At 65.3% G+C, this 12,298-nt stretch carries 9 protein-coding genes and 2 pseudogenes; 6 read left to right on the forward strand and 5 right to left on the reverse strand.

Features of this window, described 5'->3' with window-relative positions:
* Window positions 1–197: 197 nt before the first annotated feature.
* Entirely contained in the window at window positions 198–1,835 is a 1,638-nt protein-coding gene (locus tag G545_RS15805; protein ID WP_197050170.1) for a YecA family protein, read from the reverse strand.
* A gap of 161 nt (window positions 1,836–1,996) precedes the next feature.
* On the opposite strand from G545_RS15805, the gene G545_RS15545 reads away from it, so the two are divergent.
* From G545_RS15545 to G545_RS15175, 6 genes and pseudogenes are all read left to right on the forward strand, one after another.
* A protein-coding gene (locus G545_RS15545) for an IS5 family transposase (protein WP_154656483.1) occupies window positions 1,997–2,754 on the forward strand; the annotation gives its coding sequence in 2 pieces (ribosomal slippage) (window positions 1,997–2,312 and window positions 2,312–2,754; 759 coding nt in all).
* Between the two features lie 9 nt (window positions 2,755–2,763).
* Window positions 2,764–4,182 (forward strand): annotated as a pseudogene (locus tag G545_RS0101585) (ISCR element clade Ia family transposase); the annotation flags it as partial.
* Window positions 4,183–4,534: 352 nt separating this feature from the next.
* A complete protein-coding gene (locus G545_RS0101590; RefSeq protein WP_027068863.1) occupies window positions 4,535–5,251 on the forward strand; it encodes a VIT1/CCC1 transporter family protein in 717 nt (238 codons plus the stop codon).
* 65 nt (window positions 5,252–5,316) lie between these two features.
* Window positions 5,317–5,520 (forward strand): RDD family protein, encoded by a 204-nt coding sequence (locus G545_RS15810; RefSeq protein ID WP_197050171.1) that lies wholly within the window; start codon window positions 5,317–5,319, stop codon window positions 5,518–5,520.
* 22 nt (window positions 5,521–5,542) lie between these two features.
* Window positions 5,543–6,805 (forward strand): ferredoxin reductase family protein, encoded by a 1,263-nt coding sequence (locus tag G545_RS0101595; protein WP_027068864.1) that lies wholly within the window; start codon window positions 5,543–5,545, stop codon window positions 6,803–6,805.
* 14 nt (window positions 6,806–6,819) lie between these two features.
* Window positions 6,820–7,551, forward strand: a pseudogene (locus G545_RS15175) (transposase zinc-binding domain-containing protein); the annotation flags it as partial.
* A gap of 767 nt (window positions 7,552–8,318) precedes the next feature.
* Here G545_RS15175 and G545_RS13165 read toward each other — a convergent pair.
* The 4 genes from G545_RS13165 to G545_RS0101620 form a co-directional block, all read right to left on the reverse strand.
* Window positions 8,319–9,389 (reverse strand): NAD-dependent epimerase, encoded by a 1,071-nt coding sequence (locus G545_RS13165; protein ID WP_081677662.1) that lies wholly within the window; start codon window positions 9,387–9,389, stop codon window positions 8,319–8,321.
* On the reverse strand, window positions 9,386–10,207 hold the full coding sequence (locus G545_RS13170) for a glycosyltransferase family 2 protein (RefSeq protein ID WP_081677663.1): 822 nt from the start codon (window positions 10,205–10,207) through the stop codon (window positions 9,386–9,388). Before G545_RS13170 ends, G545_RS13165 begins: the two co-directional genes overlap by 4 nt.
* A 99-nt stretch (window positions 10,208–10,306) precedes the next feature.
* Window positions 10,307–11,599, reverse strand: coding sequence for a sensor histidine kinase (locus G545_RS0101615; RefSeq protein ID WP_027068865.1), 1,293 nt, complete (start codon window positions 11,597–11,599; stop codon window positions 10,307–10,309).
* Window positions 11,580–12,290, reverse strand: a complete 711-nt coding sequence (locus G545_RS0101620; RefSeq protein WP_027068866.1) for a response regulator transcription factor — start codon at window positions 12,288–12,290, stop codon at window positions 11,580–11,582. Before G545_RS0101620 ends, G545_RS0101615 begins: the two co-directional genes overlap by 20 nt.
* Window positions 12,291–12,298: the final 8 nt, after the last annotated feature.

Below are 12,298 nucleotides of genomic sequence, written 5' to 3' on the forward strand. Positions count from 1 at the left end.
GGTGGAATGTTTCTAGGAGCGGGCTAGCGCGCCGAACAAGACCTGGTCGGGCAGTTTAGAGGATTAGGGAGCGTTATCGGGGGTAGGAAAGAAGGGCAGCTTGCGACCCAAAGCGGACATCCGGCGACCCTAATTTGCAAGGCTAGGGCGCGCACCGAGCGCGGATTGTGGATGGCAACGTGTCTGGACCGGCTGGTCTACTCCCTTGTGAGAGGTTTCCGCAGCCGCTTCTGCCAGATGGGCGGAGCCGGCGCGGGCGCGTCCTTAACGACGGCAGCGGTCAGTGCGTAGGCGTAGCGCTTGGCCAACTCGGGCTGGGGAAGTCCACGCAGCTCAGCGAGGTTGTGGTGGTGCGCCATAAACTCCAGCAGCCTTTCCTTCGGGGTATTCACATAGCTGGAGTGGAAGAACTCGTAGAGATCCATCGCGTTCTTGGCCGGCGGGTGGTGGGGTCGAAGCTCGCCGAAGAACGTATCGGGATGGCGCTTCCAGGCGTCCAGTTCGTCCTCGCTCAAATCGATGTTGACCATGATGCGCGTGCCGTCGGCGCGGCGCATGAAGCAGGCGGCTTGCTTCCACTGCTCGACCACCGTGGCTTCTTCCAGAACGCCCAGCTGGCCGTCCGGCAGAGGGTAGGAACGCCCAAGCACCAGTTGTCTATCGGGATCGACGCCGGGCAACGAGCCGTCGAAAGTGATGGGAGTGCGTAAGTGCTTCTGCAGCGAGGTCCACAGGAACTCGATTTCTCGGTTGCGCTCCTTGACTTCGATGGCGGCCAGCAATTCTTCTTCCTGACCCATGCGGTACCGATCCGTCCCGAATCCTTCCATCACCACGCCTGTGCCCGCCATGGGCTGATCAAGCTGCCAGTGCTCAGGGAAGTTGGTGAGCACCACCAAGGCTGCGGGAAGAGACGTAGGCTGTTGCTCGAGCGTGCGCAATTGGTTCACGGCGATGCCTGCCCAGCCGCCCGTTTCCTCGTTCAACGGGGCGCCGTTGTAGGCCAGCTCTACGAAGACCAAACGTTCCAGGTCGGTGGCTTTCTGTAGGGCTTCGCTGACTAGGTGCGTGTAGCGGAAGCGGGCGTCTTCCCGTTCGGGCTGGCGCATCTTGCACTCGACCCAGAACGAGCGGCCCGTCTCGGGGAACGTAGCCACGAACTCCCCATGCCCACCATCCTGGCGCACGTGCTCGTCTTCCCAGGCCAACTTGAACCCGGCGCGCAGCAGCATCCCAGCAGCCCGGGCTTCGTGCCTGGCGCCCATGAACTGGTCGGCGATGCGCAGCCGGGCCAGCATCCGCTGAAACGAGGCGGTGGCCTGCTCGTCTTCGGCATTGTGTTCGATGGTGTAGAGGTCGTAAGCGAGCCCGAGCACGGCGCTGGCCGCGCCATACATTGGCATAGTGTTGATGCCATCGGCCGACGTGGTGTGGCGCTCGCGTTGGGCACCGAACACTTCCCACCAGCGGACGAACGGGTGGCGCTCCAGCTCGGGCTTACCCTTCTCGGCTTCGCCCCACTCAAACCCCAGGCGCGCTCGCACGTAGTGGAGGAGGAAGTCAGGGAAAATCTTCCAGGGTCCGTAGGCGACTTCCTTGCCTACGACAACGAACCGGGTGCCCTTGAACTCGTTGGAGACGATGGGGCGGCCGTGACCCTGCTGGCGAACGGTCTGCGCCTGCTTTGCCTGGGCTCGGCGCATCAAGGCCTCGAACACTTCTTGGGGCGGCCCGGGCGGACGTTTCACCGAGGCCTCCTTCGGCGCGCCGTGGCATTTCTTGAACTTCTTCCCGTTGCCGCACGGGCAGGGGGCATTGCGACCTACCTTGGCCATCCGCTCCTCCAGCATCCGCCGCGCATACCACGGCCGAGTGGATAAGAAATGGAGCCCTCGCAGTAAAACGCAAGCCTCCTCAGAGTGAGGCATTGGGTCCGCTCCTGGCCGCTCCTCGACCTTCCTAGGGCCTGTTAACACTACGTGCTAACATACTGCGCATGGAACTTACGCCTGCGCAATTCGCGCGTATCGAGGATTGCCTGCCGCGGCAGCGGGGCAATGTGTCGCTGGACAACCTTCAAGTGCTCAACGCGATCCTGTTCGTGGCCGAAAATGGCTGCAAGTGGCGGGCCCTGCCCAAGCGGTTCGGCAACTGGCACACGATCTACACGCGGATGAACCGGTGGGCCAAGGCCGGGGTCCTGGATCGGGTCTTCGAGCGCATGCAGGCCGAACAGCTGGTCCGGGTGCGGCTGGAGGCGGTCAGCCTGGACAGTACGATCGTCAAGGTCCACCCGGACGGCACCGGCGCACGAAAAAAAACGGCCCGCAGGCCATCGGCCGCTCCCGCGGAGGCTGGACCACCAAAATTCAAATGGCTGCCGCGGATTCCCGCTGCGCGTTAGCCTTCTCGCTTTCGCCGGGCCAGGCGGGCGATGCCCCAGCCGGTCGCGCCCTGCTGCATGCCCTGCCACCCCTGCCCGCGCGCTGCCATCTGGTCATGGATCGCGCCTACGAGGGCAATGAAACCCGGCAGCTCGCGCTGGATCTGGGCCTGGATCCGGTCGTGCCCCCGCATCCGCTGCGGGCCCAGCCATGGGCGTACAACACCGAGATCTACAAGCGCCGCAACGAAATCGAGCGCCTGTTCCGCCGTCTGAAAGGGTTCCGCCGCATCTTCAGCCGCTTCGACAAGCTCGACGTCATGTTCGCGGCCTTCATCCACTTCGCACTGATCGTCGAATCGTTGCGATAGTGTTAACAGGCCCTAGTGCAGGCGCACTACCCGGACTTCATCGCGCGTCTTGAGGCCGAAGACCGCCCGCTGCCCGAGTATGTGCGCGAGGAGTTCGAGACCTACCTGCGCTGCGGCGTGCTCGAGCACGGCTTCCTGCGCGTGGTCTGCGAGCACTGTCGTGCCGAGAGGCTGGTGGCGTATTCCTGCAAGAAGCGCGGGCTGTGCCCGAGCTGCGGCGCACGGCGCATGGCCGAGTCGGCGCGGCATCTGGTGGACGAGGTGTTCGGCCCGCGGCCGGTGCGGCAATGGGTGCTGAGTTTCCCGTACCCGTTGCGCTTCCTGTTCGCCAGCAAGCCTGAGGCGATCGGCCCGGTGCTGGGCATCGTGCATCGTGTGATCGCCGGTTGGCTTGCCGATCAGGCCGGCGTGCCGCGGGATACGGCGCAATGCGGCGTGGTGACCCTGATCCAGCGCTTCGGCAGCGCGCTGAATCTCAACATCCACTTCCACATGCTGTGGCTCGACGGCGTGTACGAGGACACCACCGAGCGTCCGCAGCGCAAGCCGCGCCTGCACCGCACCCGTGCGCCCACATCGGCGCAACTGACGGAACTGGCCAACACCATCGCGCATCGCGTGTGCCGGCACCTGACGCGCAAAGGCTGGCTGGAAGGCGAGGACGAATCCGTGTTTCTGTCCGACAGCGCGGCGGGCGACGACGGCATGGACGCGCTGCGGATGAGTTCGATCACCTACCGCATCGCCACCGGTCGCGACGCTGGCCGCAAGGTCGTCACCCTGAAAACGCTACCCGGTGATGCGGGTTCTCTGGACGGCGACGCCGGCAAGGTCGGCGGCTTCTCGCTGCATGCCGGCGTGGCCGCGGAAGCACACGAGAGCCACAAGCTCGAAAAGCTGTGCCGCTACATCACGCGCCCGGCGATCAGCGAGCAGCGGCTATCGATCTCGCCACAGGGCAGGGTGCGTTACCAGCTCAAGACGCCGTGGCGCAATGGCACCACGCATGTCGAATGGGATGCGGTGGACTTCATCGCCAAGCTGGCGGCACTGGTCCCGCCGCCACGCGCGCATCTCACCCGCTTCCACGGCGTATTCGCCCCGAACGCGAATCTGCGCGCGCAGCTGACGCCCTCGGGGCGCGGCAAGCGGCCTGCGGGCGATGCGGTGCCAGTGGACGTCAGCGCCCACGACGAGCCGCGCAGCCCCGAGCAGAAGCGCCGTGCGATGAGCTGGGCGCAACGGCTCAAGCGGGTCTTTTCCATCGACGTCACCACCTGCGCCCACTGCGGCGGCGCGGTGCGGATCGTCGCCAGCATCGAAGACCCCAAGGCCATTCGCGCCATCCTCGCCCACTTCGAGAAACACCGCGCGCTGGAGCAAGCGCACTACCGGCCCGCAGCGCGCGCCCCGCCGCCCGCCGCGTGATGAGGCGCCGGCCACACAGCCGGCAGCCAAGCCAGAGTCCGATCCGATGCGGCCACGACCCCGCAGGGCTGCGCTCGGCCCTGTGCCGGGATTCGGTGAGAAATGGCTACGCACTGAGCCGCTGCGTGGCCCCGCGATGTCGAAAACCCACGCATGAACCCCCGATCTGTGCCCGATCTGTGCCCAAAGCGGCGCTTGCGCGGCCGCTTCCTACCCGCCAGACTCGCCAAAAAGGCGGTTGAACTTCCTATACCCTCCAGGCATCATCGCCACCGCCCACATCGCAGTGTTCCGCGCCTGTACTGGCCGTTCCCGACTCGACCCCGCGTGGCGCGGACGCTACCCTGCCACCATGCCGCGCCATCGCCCGCTTCCCACCAGCCGCCATCCCGAACTCCACCGCACCAACCGGGTCGGCTGGCTGCGCGCGGCGGTGCTGGGCGCCAACGACGGCATCGTCTCGGTGGCCGGCATCGTCGTCGGCGTGGCCGCCAGCGGCGCGAGTTCCGAAACCATCCTGATGACCGGAGTGGCCGGCGTGGTCGCCGGTGCGATGTCGATGGCCGCGGGCGAATATGTATCGGTCCAGTCACAAGCCGATACCGAAGCGGCCGATCTGGCGATCGAGAAACGCGAACTGCGCGCCGAGCCGGGCCTGGAGCTCGCCGAACTCACCCAGATCTACGTGCAGCGCGGACTCGAGCCCGCCCTGGCGCGCCAGGTCGCCGAACAGCTCACCGCCCATGATGCCCTCGCCGCGCACGCGCGCGACGAACTCGGTCTCACCGAGGAACTGCGTGCGCGTCCCTTGCAGGCGGCGTTGGCTTCGGCCGCCGCCTTCACCGTCGGCGCGGCGCTGCCAATCGCGGCGTCGGTGTTCGCGCCGGCGGACCGGGTTGCCGCGGTGACCACCGCGGTCACCCTGGTCGGCTTGCTGATTTCCGGCGGCATCGCCGCGCGGATCGGCGGTGCCTCGATCCTGCGCGGCGCATGGCGGGTCGGCTTCTGGGGCGCGGTGGCGATGGCCGCGGCGGCGCTGGTGGGCAGGCTGTTCAACGTCGCGGTCTGATTCGATCAGGTTCGGATGAACGCGCCGCAGGATCCCCGTTCGTTGCTGCTCGCCCGCCTCGGCTCGTGGACGCGGAAACCGGCGAGGCAGCAAGCACAGGGCAGTTGGTCGGGCGATATCTTGGCTATTTTCTTGCCGGCATCCCGCTCGGTCTCGGCATTCTGTGGGTCGCCTTCGACAAGAGAAAGCAGGGCTGGCATGACAAACTCGCGGGTACCGTTGTCATTCGCCAGACTCGTCCGGAACCTGTCAGATTCAACCGGGCTTGAGGTCAGAAAAAGGAGCCGAATCATGCAACTCAAGTCATGGCAGCTAGTTCTCGCAGCCGTAGCGATCAGCTTCATGCTGGCACTTGCGGAAGTTCCCGCTACCGACCGTTTCACGACGGCTGCGATCAGCCTGTCTGCAGGGGTTGCGGCATTGAGCCTGATGGCTGCATCGGCGTTGCTGGGAGCGCGCTGGGGCTTTGTTGAAACATGCTTCGGCGGCCTCGACCGTGTTTATCAGGCGCACAAGTGGTTGGGTATCTGGGCGCTGGTCTTCGCCACCGTGCATTTTCTGTTCAAGGCCGGAATCAAGGAATGGGAGGTGGTGTCCATCATCACGCTGGCGCCGGACATCACCCGTTTGGCACGGCAGCTGAGTTATGTCGCTTTGATGTTCATTGTCATGCTGGCGCTCAATCGCAACATTCCCTATAACGTCTGGCGTTGGTGGCACAAGCTGTCTGGCCCGCTATTTCTGATTGTCATCGTGCATTGGCTGAGTTTTAAAACACCGATCGCCCTCAGCAGTCCGGCAGGGCTCTGGCTTGCTTTTGTTTCGATTCTTGGCGTAATGGCAGCGGCCTACAAGCTGTTGCTCTACCGATTCATTTCAAGCCATGCGGAATATGAGCTGACCGGCATCGAACCGGGTGCCGGTGCGGCACACATGCAGTTCACGCCGGTCGGCAAGGTCGTGGATTTCGAACCGGGTCAGTTCGGTTTCCTGCGCATGAAGGTAGACGGACTGCGCGAACCGCATCCGTTCACGATTGCCAGCGCAAAAAGTGCCGATGGGCGGGTGGATTTCCTCATCCGTAGCCTCGGCGACTATACCGGGAGGTTGATCGCCAACACTCAAATCGGCATGCACGCCGACATTTATGCGCCGTATGGACGTTTCAATCGCTCACGGGCGGCAAAGCGCGAAGTCTGGATCGGTGGCGGGGTGGGGATATCGCCATTCGTTGCCTGGCTCAAGGATGAAGCGAATCATTTCGATCGGGTGACCCTGTTCTACTTCTACACACCGGGGCGTGATTTTCCGGCGGTGGAGCTGATGCGTGAAATGGCTGAGCAAAGGGGTGCTGAGTTGGTGCCGGTCCCGGATGGTCCGGAAAGTCCGGTTTTCCGTCAACGGCTCGCCGAGATTGTGAGCGAGGCCCGGCCGGAAGAAGTCGAAGTCAGTTTTTGCGGGCCCAAGGGCTTGCTTGGCAAGGTGCAAGGGCAAATGCGTGAAAATGGCATCCCGGAGTCGAACCTGCGTCACGAATATTTCGAGTTTCGCTAGACGATCGTTTCGCGGTGCAGGCGCATTGGCCGGACTTTCTCGCGCGCCGTGAGGTAGAAGACCGCCCGCTGCCCGAGTATGTGCGCGAGGAGTTCGAGACCTACCTGCGCTGCGGCGTGCTCGAGCACGGTTTCCTGCGCGTGGTGTGCGAGCAGTGCCGGGCCGAGAGGCTGGTGGCCTTCTCCTGCAAGAAGCGCGGCTTCTGCCCCAGCTGCGGGGCGCGGCGCATGGCCGAGAGCGCGCGGCACCTGGTGGAGGAGGTGTTTGGCCCGCGGCCGGTGCGGCAATGGGTGCTGAGTTTTCCGTACCCGCTGCGCTTCCTGTTCGCCAGCAAGCCGGAGGCCATCGGCCCGGTGCTGGTGATCGTGCATCGTGTGATCGCCGGTTGGCTTGCCGATCAGGCCGGCGTGCCGCGGGATACGGCGCAATGCGGTGCGGTGACCCTGATCCAGCGCTTCGGCAGCGCGCTGAACCTGAATGTTCACTTCCACATGCTGTGGCTCGACGGCGTGTACGACGCGAACGTCGAGCCCCCGCGGCGCAAGCCGCGCCTGCGCCGCGCCCGTGCCCCCACCTCTGCGCAACTGACGCAGCTCGCCAACACCATCGCGCATCGCGTGTGCCGGCACCTGTCGCGCCGCGGCTGGCTCGAAGGCGAAGACGAATCCGTGTTTCTGTCCGACAGCGCGGCGGGCGACGACGGCATGGACGCGCTGCGGATGAGTTCGATCCGGTCGTCGACCGGTTCACATCGCCTTCGAACAAGACAGCATCTTCGCCCCTTCCTGGGTGGCCATCATACTCAAGGCACGGTGCTTCCCACCCAACGAGCGACAGCAGAATTGCCGCTGGCGCTGGGGCAACAGGAGAGTGCCATCTTGCCGGATGCAACAAGAGGACTCCTGCGCCGTAAAGCCTCCCCCCAGAACACGGTATCAGTCGCTGGCCGCCGCCCCCGTGACCGAGAGCATCAGCCGGTTGTTACGAACGAAAATCGTTCTTTCTCAATGGGTTGCCAGCAATTATCTGAAATTATCCGACGAAGGGATACTGTATACCGGTGTAGGATAATTGGGTATACATGTCGTTGCCGGGATTCAGGACAGGCACCCTTTGATCAGCGAATCGGACATGCCGAACACTGGCGGTCACGCGCAATCGGTAGAGGTGTAGCTTGCGCGACCCGGTCTCCCACAGGGGGTTACCGGTTCTATGCGGCCGATATGTTCACCACCATTGCTGTGAACCCCTGATCCTGTGCGTCTTCTAGCAACGTGATCAACGGCATGGCGCAATGACTGCTTCATGGGTTTTGGTGCCACCTCGGGCACTCGACGCTCACCCTCAGCGTGTAGAACGTCAAGCGCCCTGGGAGCGCTCGTCCATACGTGATGGCCTCGTCCGCTGTCGCCCGAAGCGATTTGGGGCCGTTATCGGGGGTGGGGCAGGGCGGCTGGCGCGCCTTCCGAGACCGTTCGGGGGCGCATGGAGGCAGCTGTCGAGCGGAACGTGCTCAGGCCAGCATGGCTTCACGATGCGCGGAGTGCTCTGCTGGCTGGTGCAGTGATTTCTCGCTGTAGCCCTCGTAGTCGAGGTACCACTGCGCAAAGCGCGCGACCCCCTCCTCGATGCTGACCGCCGGGGAATAGCCCACCACGTTGGCCAGCCGCGACTCATCCGACTCCGTATCGGGCATGTCGCCCGGCTGCATGGGCAGGAACCGCATAGTGGCTTCCTTGCCGAGCCGCGATTCCAGCAACTGGATGAACCTCAGCAGCTCGACCGATCGCCCGTTGCCGATGTTGTACAGCCGATACGGCGCGGTCGGGCTGCTGGCGGGGTCGGGTAGGCGGCCGGCCCGCTGCGGCTCAGGAAACGGAAGCGTGTCGAGCACGCGCAGCACGCCTTCGACGATGTCATCGATGTAGGTGAAGCTGCGGGTGTGCTTGCCGTGGTTGAACACGTTGATCGGTTCGCCAGCCATGATCGCCCGGGCGAACAGCATGGGCGACATGTCGGGCCGCCCCCAGGGGCCGTAGACGGTGAAGAACCGCAGCCCGGTTGCCGGCAGCCCGTACAGGTGCGCATAGGCATGCGCCATCTGCTCATTGGCCTTCTTGGTGGCCGCATACAGGCTCAACGGGTGGTCCGTGCCCTGGTGCTCGGAGAACGGAAGTTGCCGGTTGGCACCGTAGACCGAGCTGGACGAGGCAAAGACCAGGTGCTCGACACCGTGGCTACGACAGCCTTCGAGCACGTGCAGGAATCCAACCAGGTTGCTGCTTGCGTAGGCATGCGGGTTCACCGACCCGTAGCGGACCCCGGCCTGGGCGGCCAGGTGCACCACGCGTCGCGGCCGGTGGCGCTGGAACACCTGTTCGATGACGTCGCGGTCGGCGATATCCACCCGCTCGTGACAGTAGCCGGGGTGGGTGGCGACACGGGCGACGCGGGCTTCCTTGAGCTGCGTGTCGTAGTAGTCGTTGTGGTTGTCCACCCCGACGACCTCGTGCCCGCGCTCCAGCAAGGCGGCCGCGACGTGGTGGCCGATGAACCCTGCCGCGCCGGTCACCAGGACCTTCATGGCCTGATCGCCCGGGCATCCGCACCCGCGGAGATGGGCGCCTGCATGCTCCGCACCTCCACCGCACGGCTGCGCCGCATCAGCCACGCAACGCCGCACAGGTCAGACAGGCCGACCCACGCGCGCCCGAGATTGTTGTACTTGGACAAGCCGCTGCGACGCTCCCGGTGCCCCACCGGCACGCTCAGCGTCTTCCAGCCCGAACGCTGCATGAGCGCGGGCAGGTAGCGATGCATATGGTCGAAATACGGCAGTTCGAGGAAGGCCTCGCGCTCGAACAGCTTGATGCCGCAGCCCGTGTCGGGCGTGCCGTCACGCAACAGCCGCCGGCGAAGCGCGTTGGCGACTACTGATGCCAGGCGCTTGCTGCGGGTGTCGCGGCGATCCACCCGCCAGCCACCCACCAACTTGACGTTGGCGGCAGCCGCGTCGCGGGCCTCGAGCATGCGCGGCAGGTCGGCCGGATCGTTCTGACCATCGCCGTCCAGGGTTGCAATCCACGCGCCCCGGGCAGCCTTGACCCCGTTACGTACCGCCGTGCTTTGCCCGGCCTGCTGCAGGTGCGCCAGCACCCGCAGTTGCGGAAACCGGGTTGCCAGCGAGGTCAGTACCGCCAGGCTTGCGTCACTGCTGGCGTCGTCAACGCAGATCAGCTCGAAGCGGGTCAGGCCCTGCAGGCTGTCCACCACCTCTTCGAGCAACGGTGCGATGTTGTCGCACTCGTTGTGGACCGGAATGACGACCGATAGATCCGGGGGTGCGTTGTGCCACGTGGCCGCGCGTTGGGTGGCCGGGTGGATGGCTGGGGAGGCGTGCATGGGACAGACCCTGGAGGACTGTCGCCATGCTCGGTTCGGGGGTGTCGGAGAACCGTTGGAGGATCTTCGCTCCAGCCCCCGCTTACCGGCTCCGCCGCCTCAGCCGGTGCTGCCCATGGAGGCGCCCAGGTCCAGGATCGCGCGTGTCCCGCGGCCCTCCGGCCGCGGGCCGATCTCCAGCCTCCAGCCCAGGTGGTCACAAAGCCTCGCCACCAGGTCGAGCCCGATGCCGCCCCCACTGCGCCCCCTTGCACGTGCGCCGCGGCCGAACACCGCGGCGATCTGCTCGGGCGACATCCCGTGGCCTGGATCCTCGATCGCCACGATCGCGCCGGGGCGCAGTTCCAGCGTGATGATGCCGCTGTCGCTGTTCTCGATGGCATTGCGCAGCAGGTTCCCCACCGCGACCTGGACGATGGTGATGGGTGCGATGACGTCGCACTTGCCCTGCAAGTCCACCTTCAGTCTCAGTTGCTTGTCCTCGCACAGGTGCCGGTGGGCGTCGACGATTTCAGGAAGCAGTTCCTCCAGTGCGATCCGGTCACTGCTGCGCGCCAGGTTCTCGGGATCCTTGGCGAGCACGAGCAGGGTGGAGATCAGCTCCTCGATGTTCAGTGCGGTTCGCTGGATGCGCTGCACCTGCGTGCGCGCCGCAGGTGACATGTCGGCGCCGAGGGCCAGTTCGCTCGCGCCGGCGATAACGGCCATCGGGGTGCGCAGCTCATGGCTGGCGCTGTGGATAAAGGCGCGTTCGCGTTCGACGAACTGATCGTGGCGGTCCAGGTACAGGTTCAGTGCGTTCGCGATCACCGCCAGTTCCGCGCTGGCGCGATCGCCCACCGCCACGCTCTGGCCGGGAATGTCGGGGCGCAACTGGCTGATCCGCTGCGCGAGCTCGCGCAGCGGCGCCATCATCCGCGACACCCCCCAGGCGCCGGCCAGCCCCAGCACCACCACCACGGCCAGGCTCGACAACACCAGGACCAGCAGCTGCTCGCGTTCGGTCTGCTCGAACTCGGTGATGTCGAGCGCCAGCAGCACGCGGCGGCCATCAACGACACGCACCATTGCGACCACCACCCGCCCGTTCACCGCCAACTCGTCATGCAGCCCCGCCTCCAGGTTGGCCAGGGCAGCCGGCGGCGGCGCGCCGGTGCCTTCGGCGAAGACCCTCAGGGCCGCGGGCTCGCGTGGTGTCCAGCCTGGCTCATCGGCATGATCCAGGAAGTAGTCCATTTCGGTAGACAGCAACGCTTCCCACACCAGCTCTTCGGCACGTTCGTTTACCAGCCAGCCCTGGGTCACGACGGCGGCGCTCAGCAGCACCACGTAGGCCAGCAAGCCAGTGGTAAGGGCACGCTGCAGCCCGGGCCTAGATTTCCTGTCCTGCATCCCTGGATTCCTCCGCCTCTGGCGCCGCCAGCCGATAGCCGATCCGCGGCAGTGTATGGATCAGCTTCACCGGGAACCCGGCGTCGATGCTGCGCCGAAGCTCGTAGATATGGGAGCGCAGCATGTCACCATCGGGCGGATTGTCGCCCCACAGTGCGTACTCCAGGCGCTCGCGGGTCACCGCACCCGGGCTGGCCTGCATCAGCTCCTGCAGCAGCCGGCGACACGCGGGATACAGGTGTAGCGGGCGACCCGCTCGGCTCACCTCCAAGGTGGATTGGTCATACCGCAGGTCCGCGATTTCCAGCACCTTGCTGCGGCCCTTGCCTTTCGCCCGTGTCAGCAATGCCTCCATGCGCACTTCCAACTCGGGCAGGGCGAACGGCTTGGTCAGGTAATCGTCCGCGCCGGCCCGGAACCCGGCGATCTTGTCCGGCAGCTCGTCACGCGCCGTCAGCATGATCACCGGGACGTCGCAGTCGAACTCGTCGCGCAACGCCGCCAGCACCTCCGGACCCTCCAGCCGCGGCAGCATCCAGTCGAGGACGATCACGTCATACGACTGCGTGGTGGCAAGGTGCAGGCCGGTGCGGCCATCGGGCGCTGCATCGACGGTATGCCCGCGCGGCTCCAGGTAATCGAACAGGTTCGCCACCAGGTCCTGGTTGTCTTCGATCACAAGCACGCGCATTACGTCTT

Source organism: Lysobacter defluvii IMMIB APB-9 = DSM 18482 (assembly GCF_000423325.1).
Classification (GTDB): domain Bacteria; phylum Pseudomonadota; class Gammaproteobacteria; order Xanthomonadales; family Xanthomonadaceae; genus Novilysobacter; species Novilysobacter defluvii.

Coding starts and splice junctions, on each gene's coding strand:
- G545_RS0101595 (WP_027068864.1), top strand. CDS start 5,543: ATGCAACTCAAGTCATGGCAGCTAGTTCTCGCAGCCGTAGCGATCAGC.
- G545_RS13170 (WP_081677663.1), bottom strand. CDS start 10,207: ATGCACGCCTCCCCAGCCATCCACCCGGCCACCCAACGCGCGGCCACG.
- G545_RS13165 (WP_081677662.1), bottom strand. CDS start 9,389: ATGAAGGTCCTGGTGACCGGCGCGGCAGGGTTCATCGGCCACCACGTC.
- G545_RS15805 (WP_197050170.1), bottom strand. CDS start 1,835: ATGGCCAAGGTAGGTCGCAATGCCCCCTGCCCGTGCGGCAACGGGAAG.
- G545_RS0101615 (WP_027068865.1), bottom strand. CDS start 11,599: ATGCAGGACAGGAAATCTAGGCCCGGGCTGCAGCGTGCCCTTACCACT.
- G545_RS0101590 (WP_027068863.1), top strand. CDS start 4,535: ATGCCGCGCCATCGCCCGCTTCCCACCAGCCGCCATCCCGAACTCCAC.
- G545_RS0101620 (WP_027068866.1), bottom strand. CDS start 12,290: ATGCGCGTGCTTGTGATCGAAGACAACCAGGACCTGGTGGCGAACCTG.